This window comes from Klebsiella sp. AqSCr, from assembly GCF_008452795.1.
Classification (GTDB): domain Bacteria; phylum Pseudomonadota; class Gammaproteobacteria; order Enterobacterales; family Enterobacteriaceae; genus Klebsiella; species Klebsiella pneumoniae.
Genome location: NZ_MJDM01000010.1, coordinates 56,341 through 76,766 on the forward strand (window position 1 = coordinate 56,341; position 20,426 = coordinate 76,766).

General features: G+C 56.2%; 17 protein-coding genes, 1 pseudogene and 1 riboswitch. Of the genes and pseudogenes, 7 read left to right on the top strand and 11 right to left on the bottom strand.

Going from position 1 to position 20,426, the window contains the following annotated elements:
- Positions 1-10: 10 nt before the first annotated feature.
- Positions 11-1,360, bottom strand: a complete 1,350-nt coding sequence (gene lysC / locus BHE81_RS24100) for a lysine-sensitive aspartokinase 3 (RefSeq protein WP_004146591.1) — start codon at positions 1,358-1,360, stop codon at positions 11-13.
- Positions 1,361-1,539: 179 nt separating this feature from the next.
- Positions 1,540-1,775, bottom strand: a riboswitch (Lysine riboswitch).
- Positions 1,776-2,124: 349 nt separating this feature from the next.
- Here lysC and pgi point away from each other — a divergent pair.
- Positions 2,125-3,774 (top strand): glucose-6-phosphate isomerase, encoded by a 1,650-nt coding sequence (gene pgi / locus BHE81_RS24105; protein ID WP_002884631.1) that lies wholly within the window; start codon positions 2,125-2,127, stop codon positions 3,772-3,774.
- 49 nt (positions 3,775-3,823) lie between these two features.
- On the opposite strand, the gene BHE81_RS24110 is transcribed toward pgi, so the two are convergent.
- The 6 genes from BHE81_RS24110 to BHE81_RS24135 form a co-directional block, all read right to left on the bottom strand.
- A complete protein-coding gene (locus BHE81_RS24110) occupies positions 3,824-4,279 on the bottom strand; it encodes an acyltransferase (RefSeq protein ID WP_019725463.1) in 456 nt (151 codons plus the stop codon).
- Between the two features lie 8 nt (positions 4,280-4,287).
- Positions 4,288-4,797 (bottom strand): GNAT family N-acetyltransferase, encoded by a 510-nt coding sequence (locus BHE81_RS24115; RefSeq protein WP_023302349.1) that lies wholly within the window; start codon positions 4,795-4,797, stop codon positions 4,288-4,290.
- Positions 4,798-4,904: 107 nt separating this feature from the next.
- A complete protein-coding gene (locus tag BHE81_RS24120) occupies positions 4,905-5,285 on the bottom strand; it encodes a Rid family detoxifying hydrolase (RefSeq protein WP_002884637.1) in 381 nt (126 codons plus the stop codon).
- Between the two features lie 20 nt (positions 5,286-5,305).
- On the bottom strand, positions 5,306-5,626 hold the full coding sequence (locus BHE81_RS24125; RefSeq protein ID WP_004177855.1) for an AzlD domain-containing protein: 321 nt from the start codon (positions 5,624-5,626) through the stop codon (positions 5,306-5,308).
- Positions 5,619-6,359: an AzlC family ABC transporter permease gene (locus tag BHE81_RS24130; protein ID WP_004177854.1), complete on the bottom strand. Its 741-nt coding sequence runs from the start codon at positions 6,357-6,359 to the stop codon at positions 5,619-5,621. Before BHE81_RS24130 ends, BHE81_RS24125 begins: the two co-directional genes overlap by 8 nt.
- An 83-nt stretch (positions 6,360-6,442) precedes the next feature.
- Positions 6,443-7,720, bottom strand: a complete 1,278-nt coding sequence (locus tag BHE81_RS24135) for a serine dehydratase subunit alpha family protein (protein WP_021441021.1) — start codon at positions 7,718-7,720, stop codon at positions 6,443-6,445.
- 373 nt (positions 7,721-8,093) lie between these two features.
- Between BHE81_RS24135 and psiE the strand changes: the two genes are divergently transcribed.
- Positions 8,094-8,504, top strand: a complete 411-nt coding sequence (gene psiE / locus BHE81_RS24140; RefSeq protein ID WP_002884721.1) for a phosphate-starvation-inducible protein PsiE — start codon at positions 8,094-8,096, stop codon at positions 8,502-8,504.
- A gap of 191 nt (positions 8,505-8,695) precedes the next feature.
- Here the strand turns inward: psiE and malG are convergent, their stop codons facing one another.
- The 3 genes from malG to malE all read right to left on the bottom strand — a co-directional run bounded on the left by malG (position 8,696) and on the right by malE (position 12,453).
- Complete coding sequence (gene malG / locus BHE81_RS24145; RefSeq protein ID WP_002884725.1) at positions 8,696-9,586, bottom strand: maltose ABC transporter permease MalG; 891 nt, start codon at positions 9,584-9,586, stop codon at positions 8,696-8,698.
- A gap of 14 nt (positions 9,587-9,600) precedes the next feature.
- Positions 9,601-11,145 carry a maltose ABC transporter permease MalF gene (malF, locus tag BHE81_RS24150; RefSeq protein WP_002884726.1) on the bottom strand — a complete coding sequence of 515 codons (1,545 nt, stop codon included), beginning with the start codon at positions 11,143-11,145 and terminating at the stop codon, positions 9,601-9,603.
- Between the two features lie 117 nt (positions 11,146-11,262).
- Positions 11,263-12,453, bottom strand: coding sequence for a maltose/maltodextrin ABC transporter substrate-binding protein MalE (gene malE, locus BHE81_RS24155; protein WP_002884740.1), 1,191 nt, complete (start codon positions 12,451-12,453; stop codon positions 11,263-11,265).
- A 370-nt stretch (positions 12,454-12,823) separates the two neighbouring features.
- On the opposite strand from malE, the gene malK reads away from it, so the two are divergent.
- The 5 genes and pseudogenes from malK (at position 12,824) to ubiA (ending at position 17,907) form a co-directional block, all read left to right on the top strand.
- Complete coding sequence (malK, locus tag BHE81_RS24160) at positions 12,824-13,933, top strand: maltose/maltodextrin ABC transporter ATP-binding protein MalK (RefSeq protein WP_002884743.1); 1,110 nt, start codon at positions 12,824-12,826, stop codon at positions 13,931-13,933.
- 83 nt (positions 13,934-14,016) lie between these two features.
- Positions 14,017-15,306 carry a maltoporin gene (locus tag BHE81_RS24165; RefSeq protein WP_002884747.1) on the top strand — a complete coding sequence of 430 codons (1,290 nt, stop codon included), beginning with the start codon at positions 14,017-14,019 and terminating at the stop codon, positions 15,304-15,306.
- 114 nt (positions 15,307-15,420) lie between these two features.
- Positions 15,421-16,344, top strand: a complete 924-nt coding sequence (gene malM / locus BHE81_RS24170; RefSeq protein WP_004151749.1) for a maltose operon protein MalM — start codon at positions 15,421-15,423, stop codon at positions 16,342-16,344.
- 187 nt (positions 16,345-16,531) lie between these two features.
- Positions 16,532-17,028: pseudogene (ubiC, locus tag BHE81_RS24175) on the top strand (chorismate lyase).
- A gap of 12 nt (positions 17,029-17,040) precedes the next feature.
- Positions 17,041-17,907 (top strand): 4-hydroxybenzoate octaprenyltransferase, encoded by an 867-nt coding sequence (gene ubiA, locus BHE81_RS24180; protein ID WP_002884808.1) that lies wholly within the window; start codon positions 17,041-17,043, stop codon positions 17,905-17,907.
- Positions 17,908-17,955: 48 nt separating this feature from the next.
- Here the strand turns inward: ubiA and plsB are convergent, their stop codons facing one another.
- Positions 17,956-20,379 (bottom strand): glycerol-3-phosphate 1-O-acyltransferase PlsB, encoded by a 2,424-nt coding sequence (gene plsB, locus BHE81_RS24185; RefSeq protein WP_004178269.1) that lies wholly within the window; start codon positions 20,377-20,379, stop codon positions 17,956-17,958.
- Positions 20,380-20,426: the final 47 nt, after the last annotated feature.

Below are 20,426 nucleotides of genomic sequence, written 5' to 3' on the forward strand. Positions count from 1 at the left end.
CTAAGGAATTTTATTCAAACAAATTATGATGCAGCTTCTGCACAACCTTCTCCGCATCGTCGCCCGGCACCAGGAAGCACAGGTTGTGGCTGGAGGCGCCATAGCAGATCATGCGGATGTTAAACGGCTCGAGGACGCCAAAGACCTCTTTGCCGACGCCGCAGGCTTTCGACAGCTCATTGCCAATCAGGGCGACCAGCGCCAGATTTTCTTCCACTTCCACGCGGCACAGCGAAGAGAGCTCGGTCAGCAGCGCCTGGGTCAGCAGGGTATCGCCCGCAGAGGTCGAGCCGGTGGTGTCCATGGTCAGGGCCACGCTCACTTCGGAGGTGGTGATCAAATCAACTGAGATGTTATGGCGCGCCAGAATACCGAACACTTCGGCGAGGAAGCCGCGGGAGTGCAGCATATTCAGGCTGTGCAGCGTCAGCAGCGTTTGCCGGCGACGCAGCGCCAGCGCGCGGAACAGCGGCGGGTTCTCGGTGGTTTTACACACCAGCGTACCGCCCGCTTTAGGCTCTTTACTGGAACCGACAAACACCGGGATATCGCTGCGCACGGCAGGCAGCAGGGTTGCCGGATGCAGCACTTTGGCGCCAAAGGTGGCCATTTCCGCAGCCTCTTCAAAGGCGATGACGTCGATGCGTTTCGCCGCCGGCGCGACGCGCGGGTCGGTAGTATAGATCCCCGGGACATCGGTCCAGATATCGACGCGGGTGGCATTCAGCGCTTCGCCGAGCAGAGCGGCGGTATAATCGCTGCCGCCGCGGCCGAGGGTGGTGGTGCGGCCTTTCGCTTCGCTGCCGATAAAGCCCTGGGTCACCACCAGGCCTTCCGCCAGGCGCGGCGCCAGCTGCTGCTGGGTCAGTTCGGCGACGGCGGCGATGTCCGGTTCGGCGCGGCCAAAGCGATCGTTAGTGCGCAGCACTTTACGGGCGTCAAACCACTGCGCCTGAATACCGCGTTCACGCAGAATTTCCACAAACAGCAGGGTAGACATCAGTTCGCCATGGCTGACCAGTTCGTCAGTCAGGGCGGTTGAGGAGGCGAGCGCGGCGGCTTCCGCCAGCGTCGTGATATTTTCCAGCAAGCGCTCAATCTCTTCGCGGATCACGTTGGGATAACGCAAACGCTCCAGAATATTGAACTGGATCTGACGCAGAGCGTCCAGCTGGGAAAAACGTTCGGTGGGTTCCAGCCCTCCCGCTAAGGCCACCAGAATGTTGGTCACGCCGGCAGAGGCGGAGAGCACAACAATACGGGTATTGGCATCGAGCAGCGCCACATCGATGCTGCGGTTCATTGCGTCAAAATCAGCAACGCTGGTGCCGCCAAATTTGGCGACGACTAGATCTGTCATAACAACCTCGTGTCAGGGGGCCTGACTTATTAAAACGATTCCTGAGCACCGATCCTGGCAGGGGCTGGACGCCGCCGGATCGCAACAAAATGTCTTAATAAGCCAGGCCAAATTATTCAGCCATGGCACAAGGGAAGAGCGATAAACAGGGTGGCGCAGAGTGATAAACAACTACGATGTCACCCAGAAGTGCTCCACCTTGTAGACCCGACTCACCGCTTTGGGCGCTGAGGTGTTCGGGTATGAAACGCCCGACTGCGAACGTTTCTGGTGACAACCCAGGGGATTCAGCCCCTGTGGCCGGCGAGGAGCGTGACCAGACGCTCTTTCACCTCGGCGTTGCTCCCCCTCACGTATCTTCCCCGGACTGGTTCCTCCAATACGGTTACCTGGGCAACGCACCTCTTCTGGCAATTACTGACGTCTTTCACCTGGCCGGGGGAACAGGGACATTATATCCCCCGCGAATACCCTTTCGCTGTAGCGTGAAATGCGCGAGCAATAGATACCTACCAATACGTAAGCACTGCGGATATATAAAGGCTTAACGCCAGCTATGTCAACGCTGCGGTTATGCGGATTTTTCATGCCTCTGCGGCTAACAGAAAAAAGCCTTATGATAGCTATACTAATGGGGCTTTTTACTCCGTTTTGACCCGATTCCTGACCGGCGTCAGGGTCAAGTCACAAAAATCATCACAATTTTCCGTCACCGGCGCTACAATCGACCGAAGTCACAATCTCAAATCAGAAGAGTATTGCTAATGAAAAACATCAACCCAACGCAGACCTCTGCCTGGCAGGCATTACAGAAACACTTCGACGAAATGAAAGATGTCACTATCAGCGAGCTTTTCGCCAAAGATAGCGACCGTTTTTCTAAATTTTCCGCGACGTTCGACGATCTGATGCTGGTGGACTTCTCCAAAAACCGCATCACTGAAGAGACGCTGGCTAAACTGCAGGATCTGGCGAAAGAGACTGACCTGGCGGGCGCTATCAAGTCGATGTTCTCAGGTGAGAAGATCAACCGCACCGAAGACCGCGCGGTACTGCACGTCGCGCTGCGTAACCGCAGCAATACGCCGATTGTGGTTGATGGCAAAGATGTGATGCCGGAAGTGAACGCTGTGCTGGAGAAGATGAAAACCTTCTCCGAAGCGATTATCTCCGGTAGCTGGAAAGGCTACACCGGCAAACCGATCACCGACGTGGTTAACATCGGTATCGGCGGCTCCGACCTCGGTCCTTTCATGGTGACCGAGGCGCTGCGTCCGTATAAAAACCACCTCAACATGCACTTTGTCTCTAACGTCGATGGCACCCATATCGCCGAAGTGCTGAAGAACGTGAATCCGGAAACGACTCTGTTCCTGGTGGCGTCCAAGACTTTCACTACCCAGGAAACCATGACCAACGCCCACAGCGCGCGCGACTGGTTCCTGGCAACCGCGGGCGACGACAAGCACGTGGCGAAACACTTCGCCGCGCTTTCCACCAACGCGAAAGCGGTTGGCGAGTTCGGCATCGACACCGCCAACATGTTCGAATTCTGGGACTGGGTTGGCGGCCGTTACTCCCTGTGGTCGGCGATTGGTCTGTCCATCATTCTCTCCGTGGGCTTCGACAACTTCGTTGAGCTGCTGTCCGGCGCGCATGCGATGGATAAGCACTTCTCCACCACTCCGGCGGAGAAAAACCTGCCGGTGCTGCTGGCGCTGATCGGCATCTGGTACAACAACTTCTTCGGTGCGGAAACCGAAGCGATTCTGCCGTACGACCAGTACATGCACCGCTTTGCCGCTTACTTCCAGCAGGGCAACATGGAGTCCAACGGTAAGTATGTTGACCGTAACGGCCACGCGGTAGACTACCAGACTGGCCCAATCATCTGGGGTGAGCCGGGCACCAACGGTCAGCACGCGTTCTACCAGCTGATCCACCAGGGCACCAAAATGGTACCGTGCGATTTCATCGCTCCGGCTATCACCCACAACCCGCTGTCTGACCACCATCAGAAACTGCTGTCTAACTTCTTCGCCCAGACCGAGGCCCTGGCCTTTGGTAAATCCCGCGAAGTGGTTGAGCAGGAATATCGCGATCAGGGTAAAGACCCGGCGACCCTGGAGCACGTGGTGCCGTTCAAAGTGTTCGAAGGTAACCGCCCGACTAACTCCATCCTGCTGCGTGAGATCACCCCGTTCAGCCTCGGGGCGCTGATTGCCCTGTACGAGCACAAAATCTTCACCCAGGGCGCGATCCTCAACATCTTCACCTTTGACCAGTGGGGCGTTGAGCTGGGCAAACAGCTGGCTAACCGCATCCTGCCGGAGCTGAAAGACGGCAGCGAAGTTAGCAGCCACGACAGCTCTACTAACGGCCTGATTAACCGTTATAAAGCCTGGCGCGCATAACGCTTGCGCAGCTAAGACGGAATGCCGACCCTTTGGTCGGCATTTTTATTTATAGCCGCCGCAGCAGCCTCGCCGGATTCCCCGCCCACACGCCTTTCTCGGTAATGGACTTCGTTACCACGCTGCCCGCGCCTATCACCACCCCATCGCAGATGCTGACGGCCAGAATCGTGGCGCCGCTGCCGATCGACACGTCATCGCCAATCTCGATCCGCCCCCAGCTGGCGCGGTCGGCGTTTGGTTTACCCTCGCGAAACAGGTCGTTGGCAAACATCACGCCGTGACCGATAAAGCAGCGCTGGCCGATGGTGACGTACTCGCAGATAAAGGTATGGGACTGAATTTTACTGTTCGCGCCGATGCGGGTATTCCCCTGGATCTCAACGAACGGCCCGACGAAGACGTTATCGCCGAGCTGGCAATTATAGAGGTTGGCGGGCTGGTAAATAACGACATTTTCCCCACAAACGACGTTACGTACGCCGGTATCACGAAGCTCAGGCATAGTTCCTCTCAAATCGGTTTGGCCAGAATATGTAAGATGCTTTGCTGGCTGGCGGAGTGGAAAGTCGTGTCTCTGATGTGCTGCATCCCCTGGCGTTCGTAAAAACGGCGCGCGGCGGGATTCGCGGCGAGTACTTCCAGCCACAGCCAGCTTTCACCGGCCGTTTTTGCTCGCGTCTCGACGGCGTGAAAAATATGCTCGCCGTAGCGGTGGCCAGTCTTCCCCGGCATCAGGTAGAGCTTATGCAGCAGCGTACCAATCTTGCCGTCGTCAGCCATTCGCTGCTGATAGCTATATTTAGCGAAACCAACAGGAGAGGGGGCTTCGGCGATGAGCCAGTGTTGGGTCGCATCCGCAAGACTCCGACGTAGCGCATCTTCGGCATATTCTTGCTTAAGAAATAACGCCAGTTCATCGGCATCGCGCCAGAGATGAGCAAAGTGGTGATGATAGCTGGCATAGCCCATCGCGCTAAGCTGGGGCGCGTCCTCGGGACATGCCTGTCGAATAGTTAACATGCTGCGTTCCTCGCGTCGTTCTGCGGCTATATTGCCTGTAAAGTGAACAATGTGGAACGACAAAAATCGGTGGGAGAAGGCTGGAGGCGCTCCCTCCAGCCTGGGGGTTAGCGGGCGAAAGCGATCGCTTCGATTTCGACGCCGGCATCTTTCGGTAACCTTGCTACCTCCACACAGGAGCGCGCCGGAAAGGCCGCCTGGTGTTCGATAAAGAAGGCCTCGTAGGCGGCATTGATGGCGGCAAAATCCGCCAGGTCTTTGACAAACACCGTAGTTTTAACGATCTGCCCGACCGTGAGTCCGGCGGCTTCGACGATGGCTTTCACGTTCTCCAGCGACTGGCGCGCCTGTTCGGCGATATCGCCTGGCATGGTGCCGTCCAGCGGATTAATCGGCAGCTGACCAGAGGTGATGGTCATCGCGCCGAGATTGACGCCCTGCACGTACGGGCCGATAGCGGCAGGCGCGTCAGCGGTGGTAATAATCATACGGTTTATCCTTCAAACGGTTACATAAAATAATTTAACAACACCAGCGAGCCGACGCCGCTCACTACCACCCATACCAGGCCTAAACGGAAGCTGGCGAGCGTGCAGATGATGGCGGCGATCACCTTCGGATTTTTTAAGTCGAACTCCATGCTGGAATTCACGCTCAGGATCTGAATGGTGATGATGGCCGGCAGAACGGTGACCGGCACGAAGCGTAGCGTTTTGGTCACCCGCTCGGACATCTGGATCTTGCCGGCCAGGCCGATAAACGAGAAACGGATGAGAAAAGTCACCGCGGCCATGCCCAGCGTCAGCGCGATAAAATAGCTATTACTCATTTTCCATCGCCTCCACTAACGGCATATCGGATTCGGTTTTTGCCATCTGCTTGCGCTCTTCCGCCAGGTCGACGCACAGGCCGGCGAGGACGCCAAGCACTGAGGCGACGACGATACCCAGCGAATAGGGTAGGACCACTAACAGCACGCCGGAAACGGCGGCTACAACCGCGGCGACGGTGCAGGCCTGGCTTTTAATTTGCGGCACCACGATGGCGATAAAGGCGGCGACCATGGCGAAATCGAGACCGTATTTCTCAATGTGGGGAAACGAGGCGCCGACCAGCGCGCCAAGAAAATCAGCCAGCACCCAAATCGCCCAGAAGGTAATCATCGCCGAACCATAAAACAGATATTTTTCCTTTTTATTTCCTTCCATCTCTTTGACGGTGGTGGCATACACCTCGTCGGTGAGCGCATAGGACATAAAGCATTTTTTAAAGAATGAAGCTTCGCGCACGGTGCCGGAAATAGAGGCGCTATACAGCACGTGGCGAAGATTGATAATTAATGTGGTGAAAATAATCACGCCGAGCGTGGCGCCGGTTTTTAACATATTCAGTGCCAGCATTTGCGCCGAGCCGGCAATGACGATCGCCGACCACGCCGTACTCTGCCAGACGCTCATGCCCGCGCTAACGCTTAATGCGCCGACAATAAATGAAAATGGAAAGTCGCCGATGCATAGGGGCATAATAGCGCTGGCGCCGCGGAAGATGACTTTTTTATTCATCTGCTATACCTGCTAATTTATAAATAATAGTGTGGGTAGAGTACGTTAATCGGGGCCTGCTCTTTCAGGCCCGTGAAATGGTATTATTTAGCGACCATAATGCTGATAATTTCTTTATCGGTGAGAGTCATTGGTTTAATCACCAGACGGCACAGGTTATTAATAGTCTGCTCGACATCGGCGCAGACAATACCGTCATTGGCGCCAGCGCAGCTATTTTGCATTGCCATTAGTACCGCCTTAAAGGCGCTGGATACCACTGACGAGACTTTCATCGCGCAGCTGTTGGAAGCGCCATCACAAATCATGCCGGTAATATCGCTGACCATATTAATAATTGCGGTATTAATGGTATTGATGTCGCGGGTAAACAGCCAGGCCATACCGGCGGCGGCGCCCATAGCGGCGGTTGAGGCTGCGCATAGCGCAGATAAGCGCGTATAACGAGAATGAATTGAGATGGCGGTGAGATGAGAGAGAGACAAAGCGCGAGCCAGGGTCTCTTCATCGACGCCGAGATGATCTGCAACCACCACTACCGGCATGGTTGCTGTAATGCCCTGATTGCCTGAGCCGAAGTTAGACATCGCTACCACCGGCGCGCCGCCCATGCGGGCATCTGAAGCGGCGACGGTGTTGATGATCACCTTGCTTAACAGATCGTTGCTCATCAGGCCGTTTTTCACTGCGTCAGAAAAGGTACCGTTAATGTTCAGGCCATATTTTTTTGTTTTGCCTTCTGCCGCCAGCGCGGAGTTTAAGCGCGCGGCGTCGAGAATAAAGCGAATATCATTAAAGTCGACGCGATTAATAAATTCGTAAGCCTGTTGTAGCGAGAAAGTGGGCAGCGTTTCGCGCTGGGTGCGCGTATTCTGTTTTTCGCTTAATGGCTGCGGCTGGCCATTAATATAAAGTTCGACCACGTTGGTGTGGGTTCCTTTGACCACGACACGACAGCAATTCTCGCCAGCAGAGAGGGTTAAATCGAGATGGATAAAATCCGGGGTCTCTTCGACGGCAATATCAACGGCGTTATTGGCGATCAGCTTCTGCGCCATTTCAACGTGTCGCGGAGTGATATCTTCCAGCGTTTTTAATCCCTTTTGCGGGTCGCCGCCAAATGCGCCAATTGCGGCTGCCAGCGGTACACCGCAAACGGTGGTGCCGGGTATGGTGACGCCCATCGCGTTTTTATAAAGATTGGCGGAAATAAAACCGCTAATTTTAGTGCAAGGCTGATCCAGATATTGTGCGGCGTAGGCGGCCGCGAAGGAAATAGCGACGGGTTCAGTACAACCTAAAGCCGGGGCGACCTCTTGTTTGAGCCATTTTACGTACAGGGAAGCGTTATCGGTGTTCATAATGATTTAATGTCCAAAATTAAATTTTATTCAGCTGCGATAATGCTAAGACAAAAGATAAGAAAAAACTTACCCTAATAACCATAAAAAGACTGTGGTTTGGAGAAAAATTTTATCTTACGGGAGGTTTTAAGATACACCTGTTTCAAAAAGTAAACTTTTTATATTTCAGTTAGTTGGGTTGATTCGTTCTAAGCGTAACGGATGATTTTGTTAATCTGCTCACAGCGTTGCTGGAAGGACAATTTTCTCTTGTTCGTACTTTTCGAATCAATAGCCCGGAGATAGCGTAAGACGAAGGAATCATAGGTAGATCTGGATCACACTTTTGCGCTATACAGATCGACAACGTTCATGCATTTGAGGTGTCACTATGCCGTCGGTATATCGTCCGCTGGTTAATTTCGTTGCGAAGGCCATGCAGGCCGTGCTGAATCTGGCACTGCTGTGCCTGGGAATTATTCTGGTGGTGTTCCTGGGTAAGGAGACCCTGCATCTGGCGCACGTACTGTTTACGCCGGAGCCGGTGAGTAAGTACAAGCTGGTCGAAGGGCTGGTGGTCTATTTTCTCTACTTTGAGTTTATCGCGCTGATTGTTAAATATTTTGAATCCGGTTTTCACTTTCCACTGCGCTATTTCGTCTATATCGGTATTACCGCAATTGTGCGGCTTATTATCGTCGATCATGAGTCGCCGCTGGCGGTGCTCATTTACTCCGCGGCGATCCTGATCCTGGTGATTACGCTCTGGCTGTGTAACTCCAATCGCCTGAAACGCGAATAAAAAAAAGCGGCCTCCAGGGCCGCTGACCAACAGTCACAAATAGAATTTATGTAGGGTCCAGTTGAGGATAGCAGTGGCATTGACCTTACTTTTTCAGCTGAGGGCGACGGCGACAATACCCGGTTGGGGTCGTGTATTGCGGCTAGACCGTCGGCCCTCCTCTGAAATTTGGGGCCGGTGTTACAAAAAAATTAACCTTTCACTCCACCCGCCGTCAGGCCATTAACCAGCCAGCGCTGCGCCAGCAGGAAGACAACCGTGATCGGAATGGCGGAGAGCACCGCCGCGGCGGCAAAGTCGCCCCACAGATAGTTCTGCGGGTTGAGATACTGTTGCATACCTACCGCCAGGGTATAGCTGTTCACATCGCGCAGCAGCAGCGAGGCGACCGGCACTTCGGTGATGGCCGCGATGAACGACAGAATAAACACGACTGCCAGAATCGGCACCGACAGCGGCAGCAGCACGAGGCGGAAAGCCTGCCATGGGGTCGCGCCATCCAGCGCCGCCGCTTCTTCCAGCGAGCCATCGATGGTTTCGAAGTAGCCTTTAATCGTCCAGACGTGCAGCGCGATACCGCCCATGTAGGCAAAGATGACGCCGCCGTGGGTGTTGAGGCCGACGAACGGGATGTACTGGCCCAGGCGGTCAAACAACGCGTACAGGGCAACCAGCGACAGCACCGCCGGGAACATCTGGAAAATCAGCATCCCTTTCAGCAGGGTCGCTTTCCCCGGGAAGCGCATACGGGCGAAAGCGTAAGCGCAGGTGGTGGAGAGAGCGACGATACCGATCGCGGTGATCCCGGCGACCTTAATCGAGTTCCACAGCCACAGCAGGACCGGGAACGGCGGCGGCGTGACGCGGCCATCGGCGTGTTCGACGCTGAAGCCTAACGCCAGACGCCAGTGCTCCCAGGAGATGGTATCCGGGATCAGGCTGCCGGTGGCGAAGTTACCCTCGCGCAGCGAGATGGCGATAACCATCAGCAGCGGAAACATAATCGCGGCGATAAAAATAAGTAGCAGGAGATGCGTGGTAAATAAACGTAGCTTCTGCGATTTGGGTTGGACCATAGCCATTATCGTTATCTCCCTTAATCAAACTTCATGCGCGTGGCTTTCAGATTCACAATCGCTAACGCGCCAACCAGCAGGAAGATTAGCGTTGCGATAGCCGCCGCCAGGCCGAAGTCCTGACCGCCGCCGCCTTCAAAGGCGATGCGATAGGTGTAGCTCACCAGCAGGTCGGTATAACCGGCCGGGGTGGTGGTGCCGAGACGGTCCGGACCGCCGTTGGTCAACAATTGAATCAGGACGAAGTTGTTAAAGTTAAAGGCGAAGCTGGCGATCATCAGCGGCGTTAGCGGCTTAATCAGCAGCGGGAAGGTAATTTTAAAGAAGTTCTGGAACGGGCCGGCGCCATCCATTGCCGACGCTTCGTACAGATCGTCCGGAATCGCCTTCAGCAGCCCCATGCACAGGATCATCATGTACGGGTAGCCCAGCCAGGTGTTGACGATGATGATCATGGTGCGCGCGGTGGTAGGGTCGCTAAACCATGCCGGCTTAATGCCGAACAGCGTGCTGAGCATCATGTTGATTTCACCAAAGCTCTGGTTGAACAGTCCTTTGAAAATCAGAATCGAAATAAACGACGGTACGGCGTACGGCAGAATCAGCAGGACGCGATAAATCGCTTTGCCTTTCAGCGCTTCCCACTGCACCAGGCAGGCGAGGATCATCCCCACCGCGACGGTCAGCACCACGGTCAGCACCGAGAACACCACCGTCCAGACGAAGATCGCGAAGAACGGTTTCTGAATGCCTTCATCGTGGAAGACGCGGGTAAAGTTGTCCCAGCCGATAGTCACAGTGTAGCCCGGGCTCAGCTTCTCATTGCCCCAGCTGCCGTCGGCGTTAATTGACTGGTAGAAGCCGACGTCGTTGTTCGGGCGGTATTTAACGTGGGTCTGATTGTTGGTCAGTACCCCGTCTTCGCCGAGGGTATACAGAGGCTGGGTACCGGAGAACTGGCGCAGGGAGCTCATGATGACTTTGCTGTCATCCGGCAGCACAGCGGTCAGCTGGTTCAGCGCGGTGCGATTCTGGGTAATCACGCGCAGGTTGGCGCGCTCGCCTTCCGGCAGGGCGTCGGTTTCTTTTAACGCCAGCTTCTGCTCGCCGCCAAATTTAAAGGCGTCAGAAAGGTAGTTTTTACCGCTTTCGCCGTCGGTCAGCGCCAGCTTCCACTCGTCACCCGCAGGGATCAGCGTGAAATTATAGGCTTTGCCGGCCTGGAAGGAACGATCCATCAGCACCTGCTGCGCACGCTCAAAGGTCAGCTGGTTGGTGCTGCTGTAGTTGGTAAACGCGATAGCGATAGTGCAGATCAGCGGAAACAGGACAAACAGGCCCATGCCGGCGAGGCCGGGATAAACATAGCGCCAGGCATAAGCCTTGCGATTAGCGAAAATATACAGGCCAACTGAGCTTAAAATCAGCGTCATGATGGCGAACAGGTACTCCCCCTGGGCGTACATCAAAACAACAAGGTAACCCACCAGCAGGCACAGTAAGCCAATCACAGACCATGTGAGTTGCGGGCTTTGCCACCAGTGTCTCTTTTTAACGGCATCCATGGGGATCATCCTCTACAGCGGTGAAAACTTATTTGTCAGGTGGCGCTTCGCTTACCTGACCTACGGTCCGAGCCGTAGTGGTAGGGCGGGTAGGCGCACGCGCCACCCGCCGTTTTCTTACTTAGTGATACGGCTCTGTGCATCTTTCAGCGCAGCATCGACAGTCTGGCGACCGCTGGCGGCGTTGATAACCGCGGTACGAACGGCATACCAGAAGGCAGACATCTGCGGGATGTTAGGCATGATTTCGCCTTTCTGGGCGTTCGCCATGGTGGCAGCGATGCGCGGATCTTTTTCCAGTTTTTCCTGGAAGGATTTCAGCGCCACGGCACCCAGCGGTTTGTCGTTGTTAACGGCTTCCAGACCCTGATCGGTCATCAGGTAGTTTTCGAGGAACTCTTTGGCCAGCTCTTTGTTCGGGCTGGCGGCGTTGATCCCCGCGCTCAGCACGCCAACGAACGGTTTCGATGGTTTGCCTTTAAAGGTTGGCAGTAGGGTCACGCCGTAGTTAACCTTGCTCTTATCGATGTTAGACCACGCCCACGGACCGTTGATGGTCATCGCGGTTTCGCCTTTGTTGAAGGCCGCTTCCGCGATGGAGTAATCGGTATCGGCATTCATGTGCTTGTTCTTGATCAGGTCAACCAGGAAGGTCAGGCCCGCTTTCGCGCCTGCGCTGTCCACGCCGACGTCTTTCACATCGTACTTGCCGTTTTCAAACTTGAACGCGTATCCGCCGTCGGCAGCGATCAGCGGCCAGGTGAAGTACGGTTCCTGCAGGTTGAACATCAGCGCGCTCTTACCTTTCGCTTTCAGTTCTTTATCCAGCGCCGGGATCTCTTCCCAGGTCTTCGGCGGGTTCGGCACCAGGTCTTTGTTGTAAATCAGGGACAGGGCTTCGACTGCGATCGGGTAGGCGATCAGTTTGCCGTTATAGCGAACCGCATCCCAGGTGAACGGATAGAGTTTGTCCTGGAACGCTTTGTCCGGGGTGATTTCCGCCAGCAGGCCCGACTGCGCGTAGCCGCCGAAACGGTCATGCGCCCAGAAGATGATGTCCGGGCCGTCGCCGGTCGCCGCAACCTGCGGGAATTTCTCTTCCAGCTTGTCCGGGTGTTCTACGGAAACTTTAATGCCGGTGTCTTTTTCAAACTTTTTACCCACTTCAGCGAGGCCGTTGTAGCCTTTGTCGCCGTTAATCCAGATAACCAGCTTACCTTCTTCAATTTTTGCGAGGGCAGAGGCGGAAAACATCATCGTGGTCAGTGCCGACAGCGCGAGGATGCGAGCGCCAGTTTTGATTTTCATATACCCGTCCTTTTTGGTGTTGTACTCGTGGATACACTTCGGTGGCTTAACGATGATGAGTTTCCTTTTTTAACAACCCCTTTCCATCCTCCCCAGGTCTACGCCCCACCCGCTGGTTGTGTGATCTCCATTGCAAAAACGGCCGTATTGCGTCCTGGAGCACAGAAAAAAGCGCCCAATTTTGTCGCCTCCATCACGAAATCACGCTCCGCCCGCCATCCCCCGCGGCGAGAGCCAATCTCTCATCCTCCCATCTCCTCCCCCATAAAAAAGCCGGGGGGTGGAGGATTTGCCTGCGTAATGAATGCCGCATAGTCGACCCATCTTGAATGTGACTGTTAGTGACAGGTTGTAACGAAGGGAGAAGGGCATGGCGAGCGTACAGCTGCGAAATGTAACGAAAGCCTGGGGTGACGTGGTGGTATCGAAAGATATCAATCTCGATATCCACGAAGGGGAATTCGTCGTGTTTGTCGGGCCATCGGGCTGCGGCAAATCTACCCTGCTGCGTATGATTGCCGGGTTAGAAACTATTACCAGCGGGGACCTGTTTATCGGTGACACCCGCATGAACGAGATCCCACCGGCAGAACGCGGCGTTGGGATGGTATTCCAGTCTTATGCACTCTATCCCCACCTTTCCGTTGCGGAAAATATGTCGTTTGGCCTGAAGCTGGCCGGCGCGAAAAAAGATCTGATTAACCAGCGGGTGACTCAGGTTGCGGAAGTGCTGCAGCTGGCCCATCTGCTGGAGCGTAAACCGAAAGCCCTCTCCGGCGGTCAGCGCCAGCGCGTGGCGATTGGTCGTACGCTGGTGGCAGAGCCAAGCGTTTTCCTGCTGGATGAGCCGCTTTCCAACCTCGATGCCGCCCTGCGCGTCCAGATGCGTATCGAAATCTCCCGTCTGCATAAGCGACTGGGCCGCACCATGATCTATGTCACCCACGATCAGGTGGAAGCGATGACCCTCGCCGACAAGATCGTGGTCCTCGACGCCGGCCGTGTGGCGCAGGTTGGGAAACCGCTGGAGCTCTATCACTATCCGGCTGACCGCTTCGTTGCCGGCTTCATTGGTTCACCGAAGATGAACTTCCTGCCGGTCAAAGTCACCGCGACGGCTATCGATCAGGTGCAGGTTGAACTGCCGAACCGTCAGCAAATCTGGCTACCGGTGGACAGCGCCAACGTGCAGGCGGGCGCCAATATGTCCTTAGGTATTCGACCGGAGCATTTACTGCCCAGCGATATCGCCGATGTAACCCTTGAAGGCGAGGTCCAGGTCGTCGAACAGCTCGGTCACGAAACGCAAATTCATATCCAGATCCCCGCCATCCGTCAGAACCTGGTTTACCGCCAGAACGACGTGGTGTTGGTAGAAGAGGGAGCCACATTCGCTATCGGTTTGCCGCCAGAACGTTGCCATTTATTCCGTGAGGATGGCACCGCTTGTCGTCGGCTGCATAAAGAGCCGGGCGTGTAAGGCTTCCCATTAAAAAAGCGCGAACCCGGCTGGCGATATACCGGCGAAGCGTGCAAAGAAAAGCAATGATCTCAGGAGATAGAATGATGATTACTCTGCGCAAACTTCCTCTGGCGGTCGCCGTCGCAGCAGGCGTGATGTCTGCTCAGGCGCTGGCTGTCGATTTCCATGGCTACGCGCGTTCCGGCATTGGCTGGACCGGCAGCGGCGGCGAGCAACAGTGCTTCAAAGCAACCGGCGCTCAAAGTAAATACCGTCTTGGTAACGAATGTGAAACCTATGCGGAACTGAAGCTGGGCCAGGAGCTGTGGAAGGAAGGGGATAAGAGTTTTTATTTCGATACTAACGTTGCCTATTCCGTGAATCAGGAAGATGACTGGGAAAGCACCTCTCCGGCGTTCCGTGAAGCCAACATCCAGGGTAAAAACCTGATCGACTGGCTGCCGGGCTCCACGCTGTGGGCGGGTAAACGCTTCTATCAGCGTCATGACGTTCACATGATCGACTTCTACTACTGGGATATCTCCGGCCCGGGTGCAGGTCTGGAAAACGTTGACCTTGGCTTCGGTAAGCTCTCTCTGGCCGCTACCCGTAACTCAGAAAGCGGCGGCTCTTATACTTTCTCCAGCGATGACACCAAAAAATATGCTGCGAAAACTGCCAACGACGTCTTTGATATCCGTCTGGCGGGTCTGGAAACCAACCCGGGCGGCGTGCTGGAGTTAGGGGTCGATTACGGCCGTGCTAACCCGCAGGATGACTATCGCCTGGAAGACGGCGCGTCGAAAGACGGCTGGATGTGGACCGGTGAACATACTCAGTCTATCTGGGGCGGCTTCAACAAGTTTGTGGTTCAGTACGCCACTGACGCAATGACCTCCTGGAACAGCGGCCACTCTCAGGGGACCAGCATCGATAACAACGGCAGCATGATCCGCGTTCTGGATCACGGCGCGATGGACTTCAACGATGACTGGGGCCTGATGTACGTGGCAATGTACCAGGACGTGGATCTGGACAGCAAGAACGGTTCTACCTGGTACACCGTGGGTGTCCGTCCGATGTACAAATGGACGCCGATCATGAGCACCCAGCTGGAAATCGGTTACGACAACGTGAAATCCCAGCGTACCAGCGAAAACAACAACCAGTACAAAATTACTCTGGCTCAACAGTGGCAGGCAGGCAACAGCGTCTGGTCTCGTCCGGCTATCCGTATCTTCGCAACCTACGCGAAGTGGGATGAAAACTGGGGCTACAGCAACACCTCCGGTCTGCAGACGAAAGACAGCAGCGGAAGCGGCGCTTTCACCTCCAGCCGCGGTGACGACAGCGAAGTTACCTTCGGTGCCCAGATGGAAGTGTGGTGGTAATACCGTCCGCAGGACGGGTGTAACCTGGGAGGGGCGTCAGCCCCTCCTGATTATTCAGGGTTAGCGCGCTATTGCCTGGCTACCGCTAAACCGATGCTATCCAAGGTGAGAAGAATGAAAATGAAGAAAACTCTCGTCGCTCTGTGTTTATCCGCAGGGATGTTGGCATGCGTGCCGGGGATGAGCCTTGCCGATGTTAACTTTGTACCGCAGAACACCAGCGCCGCGCCGGCTATTCCAGCCAGCGCGCTGCAGCAGCTGATCTGGACGCCTGCCGATCAATCAAAGACGCAGAGCGTTGATTTAACCACCGGCGGTCAACGCCTGGATGTCCCGGGGATCGTCGGACCGGTCGCCGCCTGGAGCGTGCCGGCCAATATCGGTGAGCTGACCCTGACGCTCGATAGCGAACTGAACAAACATAAGCAGATTTTTGCGCCGAACGTGCTGATTCTCGACCAGAACATGACGCCCGCGGCGTTCTTCCCCAGCAATTACTTTACCTATCAGCAGCCGGGCGTGATGACCGCTGACCGCCTGGGCGGCGTGATGCGCCTGACCCCGGCGCTGGGCCAGCAAAAGCTCTATGTGCTGGTGTTTACCACTGAAAAAGATCTCCAGCAGACCACGACCCTGCTGGATCCGGCGAAAGCCTATGCCAAAGGCGCCGGCAATGCGGCCCCGGATATCCCGGATCCGATCGCTAAACATACCACCGATGGCGTGCTGAAGCTGAAAGTGAAAACTAATAGCACTTCCAGCGTGCTGGTGGGGCCGCTGTTCGGCTCCTCCGGCCCGGGTCCGGTAACCGTCGGCAATACCGCGGCGCCGGTAGCCGCGCCAGCCGCCGCCGCGGCGCCGGCCGCCAAAAGCGAACCGATGCTCAGCGATACCGAAACCTACTTCAACAATGGTATTAAGCAGGCGGTGAAACAAGGTGACATCGACAAAGCCCTGAAATTGATGAACGAAGCTGAGCGCCTCGGCTCGAAATCCGCTCGTTCCACCTTTATCAGCAGTGTAAAAGGCAAGGGGTAATCGTCTCCCCACAATGCTGATGTTTAGGCACAGCCTTTAGGTGCATCCTCCGGGATGCACCTTTTTTTGCACGCGCGGCAGCCTGTTGCATGGCTGTTGCGTGAATGATCGTATATTGACGTTTGCCCGCCACCAACCGCCTATTCTGCGATACAATGCTTTCACGTTATGTACCGGAGAATCAGGCATGTCCCATCCTGCGCTTACGCGACTGCGTGCGCTGCGCTATTTTGCCGTTATGCCATCCCTGCCGCCGCCGCTAAGTGACTGGCTGCTGCTGGAGGACTCAATGACCCAGCGCTTTGAACAACAAGGAAAGCAGGTCACCGTGACCCTGGTTAACGAAGGGTATATCGGCCGTGACGCGCTGACTGACGAAGCGGCGCTGCTGCCCGACGAGCCGCGCTACTGGCTGCGGGAGATTATACTCAATGCCGATGGCGAGCCCTGGCTGGCCGGGCGCACGGTGGCGCCGGAGTCGACGCTGTGTGGTCCGGAGCTGGCGCTACAGCAGCTCGGGCAAACTCCGCTGGGCCGATACCTGTTTACGTCGTCGACATTAACCCGCGATTTTATTGAAATTGGTCGCGATGCAGCGCTGTGGGGGCGTCGTTCCCGTCTGCGGCTGAGCGGCAAACCCCTGCTGCTGACCGAGCTTTTTTGCCTGCGTCGCCGTTGTACTAAGAGGAAGAAAAAATGGAGTGGAGTCTGTCGCAGAATAAGCTGTTGGCGTTTCATCGCCTGATGCGCACTGACAAACCGATCGGCGCTTTGCTGCTGCTGTGGCCGACGCTGTGGGCGCTATGGGTGGCCTCGCCGGGCGTCCCGCCGCTGTGGATCCTGGCGGTATTCGTCGCCGGCGTCTGGCTGATGCGCGCCGCCGGCTGCGTGGTGAATGACTATGCCGACCGAAAATTTGATGGTCACGTAAAGCGTACCGCCCGCCGTCCGCTGCCGAGCGGCGATGTTACCGAGAAAGAGGCGCGAACGCTGTTTATCGTGCTGGTGCTGCTCTCTTTCCTGTTGGTGCTCACCCTCAACACCATGACCATTCTGCTGTCGGTGGCGGCGCTGGCGCTGGCGTGGGTCTATCCGTTTATGAAGCGCTACACTCATCTGCCGCAGGTGGTGCTGGGCGCGGCCTTTGGCTGGTCGATCCCGATGGCCTTCTCGGCCGTCAGCGAATCGCTACCGCTGAGCTGCTGGCTGATGTTCCTCGCCAATATTCTGTGGGCGGTGGCCTACGATACCCAGTATGCGATGGTGGATCGCGATGACGACGTTAAGATCGGCATCAAGTCGACGGCGATCCTGTTTGGCGAAAACGATCGTCTGATTATCGGTATCCTGCAGGTGGCCGTACTGGCGCTGATGGGCGCGGTGGGTTGGCTGAATGGGCTGGGCTGGGAATATTACTGGTCGCTGTTCGTGGCGGCGGGTCTGTTTGGCTGGCAGCAGAAGCTTATCTTCAATCGCGACCGCGATAACTGCTTCAAAGCGTTTATGAACAATAACTACGTCGGGCTGGTGCTGTTCCTCGGCCTGGCGATGAGCTATCTGTAACCTCCTGTCCGCTGCCCCCCGGCATTCCGGGGGGCAGCAAACGCCGCGTTACGCGTCGTCCTGCGTGACGCTCTCAATGGTCAGTCGGACATCCGACGTAATCAAATCCGCCAGCATCCGATAAACCTTCAGGGTCTCTTCCGGCTCGGCGTCGCCGGTGTCGCTGATATAGCCTTCATCGCGCAGGGTCAACACCAGGGTGCTGAACACCGCTTTGTCGAAGAACTCCGGCGCATTGATGCCGTGTAGCACCGACAGACGCTGGGCCACGGTGCGACTCTCTTTTTCCAGCGAGCTGCGGTTGATCGCCGGGTTAGCGCTCAGCAGCCAGAAGGTGATGGCATAGCGCTGCAGCGTCTCGCGGGCGCCAGCGGCCAGCAGCTGCAGGGAGCGAGAGTGCGACGGGTTGAGGCTCATGACATCGCCATCGACGACGATCAGCTCCTGACGCAGCATCTCGGCAATCAGCGCATCCACCACTCCGGCCAGCTCCGCTTTTTCCCAGCGCAGGAACAGCTCGGCCTTGAGGAACGGATAGAGTGTTTCCACATGACGCAGCACTTCGGCGCGGCTGAGATGACGATGCTGAGTCACCAGAGCGGCTAACAGCGACGGCATCACCAGCATATGGGCGATATTGTTGCGATAGTAGGTCATCAGCACCGCCTGCTCGCGCGGCAGGATGATGATGTCGCCAATGGTGTCCTTCTCCACTTCGAACTTGTTCATCTGCAGCGCATGATCGATGAGCTCGCTGGCTGAAGCGGATGGGGCGGTCGCATCCGGAGAATAGGGCACATTGCGCAGCAGCGCGAGGTAGCACTCTAACTGCTGGGTGAGCTGCTCACGGGTCAGCGAACGCTGGCGGGAGGCCAGTAGCGCCGTACAGCACAGGTTCATGGCGTTGGCCGCGCCGGCGTTATTGATGCGCACCATCAGGTCAGCGGCGATGCTATTCACCGTCGGCGTCAGCCAGGAGGGGCGAACCGCTTCGATCGGGTCGATCGCTTCCCGCCAATCCGGCACATGCTGGTTAAGATAGGTCATCAGCGGCAGCGGTTCGCCGAAGTTAACGTAACCCTGGCCCAGGTTGCGCAGCTTGCTTAAACCGCGCACCATCTGCGGCAGACTCTCTTTCTCTTTAGTGGCGCCGCGCAGCTCTTTGGCGTAGGTTCCTACCTCCATCACGTGCTCATAGCCGATGTAAATCGGCACCAGGGTGATCGGTCGGGTTCCGCCGCGCAGCATCGCCTGGATGGTCATCGACAGCGTACCGGTCTTCGGATCGAGCAGACGGCCGGTACGGGAGCGGCCGCCTTCGACGAAATACTCCACGGAATAGCCGCGGCTGAACAGTTCGCCAAGGTATTCGCGGAACACGGTGGAATAGAGCTTGTTGCCCTTAAAGGTGCGGCGAATAAAGAAGGCGCCGAGGCGGCGGAAGATCGGTCCGGCCGGCCAGAAGTTGAGGTTGATGCCCGCCGCGATATGCGGAGGGACCAGCCCCTGATGGTACAGGACGTAGGAGAGCAGCAGATAGTCCATGTGGCTGCGGTGGCAGGGGACATAGACAATTTCATGGCCGTCGTGCGCCAGCTGGCGTACGCGCTCGGCGTTATGCACGTTGATGCCCTGGTACAGGCGGTTCCAGGTGAAGCCGAGAATGCGGTCGGTCAGGCGGATCATCTCGTATGAGAAGTTCGCCGCAATCTCTTCCATCAGCGCGATAGCGTTCTGCTGTGCCTTCTCGTGCGAAATTTTCTTGCTGCGCGCTTCGTCTTCCACCGCGCGGGCAATCGCTTTCGAGGCCAGCAGTTTATTAAACAGATCCTGGCGGGCCGGCAGACGCGGGCCAACGGCGGCCAGCCGCTGGCGGGCAAAATGCATGCGAGCGACGCGAGCCAGCTTCTGGGCGATGATCTTATCGGTACCGTGCTCATCCGCCATGCGGCGCAGCGAAACGGACGGCGAGAAGCGCACGAAACTGTCGCGGCCGAGCCAGGAGACGGCGAAAAATTTCTGAATGCCGTTCAGCATCCGCAGCGGCGGATTGACTTCTCCTTTCTCGCGACCCGGCGAACGGCCGAACATGACCGAAACCGGCACCATTTGCACATCGAGGTCCGGATGGTTGCGGTGCAGATCGAGGTAATCGTGGAACAGCTTGATGGACTCTTCTTTTGGCGTGTAATAAGTAAATACGCGCGGCCCACCGTGGATGAATACGTAACGCGGCAGCAGGGCGCCGTCGATTTCCAGCGGTTCAAGCGGGTCAGGTAAATCATGCGCCAGGCATTGGGCGCGCAGCGTCAGCAGGTCCGCCTTCGAATTATAGGGCAGGACGTACATGACCGGACGCGAGGTATCGAGTCCTAATTCCTGGGCAGGCTCTGCCGGAATAGACTTGCTTTTTACCAGCACCTGTAATGGTAAATTCAGTAATTTATAGTAAATTCGTTGCCAGCCGGACATAAACGATGTGAAGCCTCTGGTTAATCATGCAAATGCGCGGCAAGAAT

What these genes read in the sequence shown, in the direction of transcription:
- psiE (WP_002884721.1), top strand. Translation starts at nt 8,094, where the DNA reads ATGCCGTCGGTATATCGTCCGCTGGTTAATTTCGTTGCGAAGGCCATG.
- pgi (WP_002884631.1), top strand. Translation starts at nt 2,125, where the DNA reads ATGAAAAACATCAACCCAACGCAGACCTCTGCCTGGCAGGCATTACAG.
- BHE81_RS24110 (WP_019725463.1), bottom strand. Translation starts at nt 4,279, where the DNA reads ATGCCTGAGCTTCGTGATACCGGCGTACGTAACGTCGTTTGTGGGGAA.
- lysC (WP_004146591.1), bottom strand. Translation starts at nt 1,360, where the DNA reads ATGACAGATCTAGTCGTCGCCAAATTTGGCGGCACCAGCGTTGCTGAT.
- malG (WP_002884725.1), bottom strand. Translation starts at nt 9,586, where the DNA reads ATGGCTATGGTCCAACCCAAATCGCAGAAGCTACGTTTATTTACCACG.
- malM (WP_004151749.1), top strand. Translation starts at nt 15,421, where the DNA reads ATGAAAATGAAGAAAACTCTCGTCGCTCTGTGTTTATCCGCAGGGATG.
- malK (WP_002884743.1), top strand. Translation starts at nt 12,824, where the DNA reads ATGGCGAGCGTACAGCTGCGAAATGTAACGAAAGCCTGGGGTGACGTG.
- ubiA (WP_002884808.1), top strand. Translation starts at nt 17,041, where the DNA reads ATGGAGTGGAGTCTGTCGCAGAATAAGCTGTTGGCGTTTCATCGCCTG.
- malF (WP_002884726.1), bottom strand. Translation starts at nt 11,145, where the DNA reads ATGGATGCCGTTAAAAAGAGACACTGGTGGCAAAGCCCGCAACTCACA.
- BHE81_RS24125 (WP_004177855.1), bottom strand. Translation starts at nt 5,626, where the DNA reads ATGAGTAATAGCTATTTTATCGCGCTGACGCTGGGCATGGCCGCGGTG.
- BHE81_RS24165 (WP_002884747.1), top strand. Translation starts at nt 14,017, where the DNA reads ATGATGATTACTCTGCGCAAACTTCCTCTGGCGGTCGCCGTCGCAGCA.
- BHE81_RS24135 (WP_021441021.1), bottom strand. Translation starts at nt 7,720, where the DNA reads ATGAACACCGATAACGCTTCCCTGTACGTAAAATGGCTCAAACAAGAG.
- plsB (WP_004178269.1), bottom strand. Translation starts at nt 20,379, where the DNA reads ATGTCCGGCTGGCAACGAATTTACTATAAATTACTGAATTTACCATTA.
- malE (WP_002884740.1), bottom strand. Translation starts at nt 12,453, where the DNA reads ATGAAAATCAAAACTGGCGCTCGCATCCTCGCGCTGTCGGCACTGACC.
- BHE81_RS24120 (WP_002884637.1), bottom strand. Translation starts at nt 5,285, where the DNA reads ATGATTATTACCACCGCTGACGCGCCTGCCGCTATCGGCCCGTACGTG.
- BHE81_RS24115 (WP_023302349.1), bottom strand. Translation starts at nt 4,797, where the DNA reads ATGTTAACTATTCGACAGGCATGTCCCGAGGACGCGCCCCAGCTTAGC.
- BHE81_RS24130 (WP_004177854.1), bottom strand. Translation starts at nt 6,359, where the DNA reads ATGAATAAAAAAGTCATCTTCCGCGGCGCCAGCGCTATTATGCCCCTA.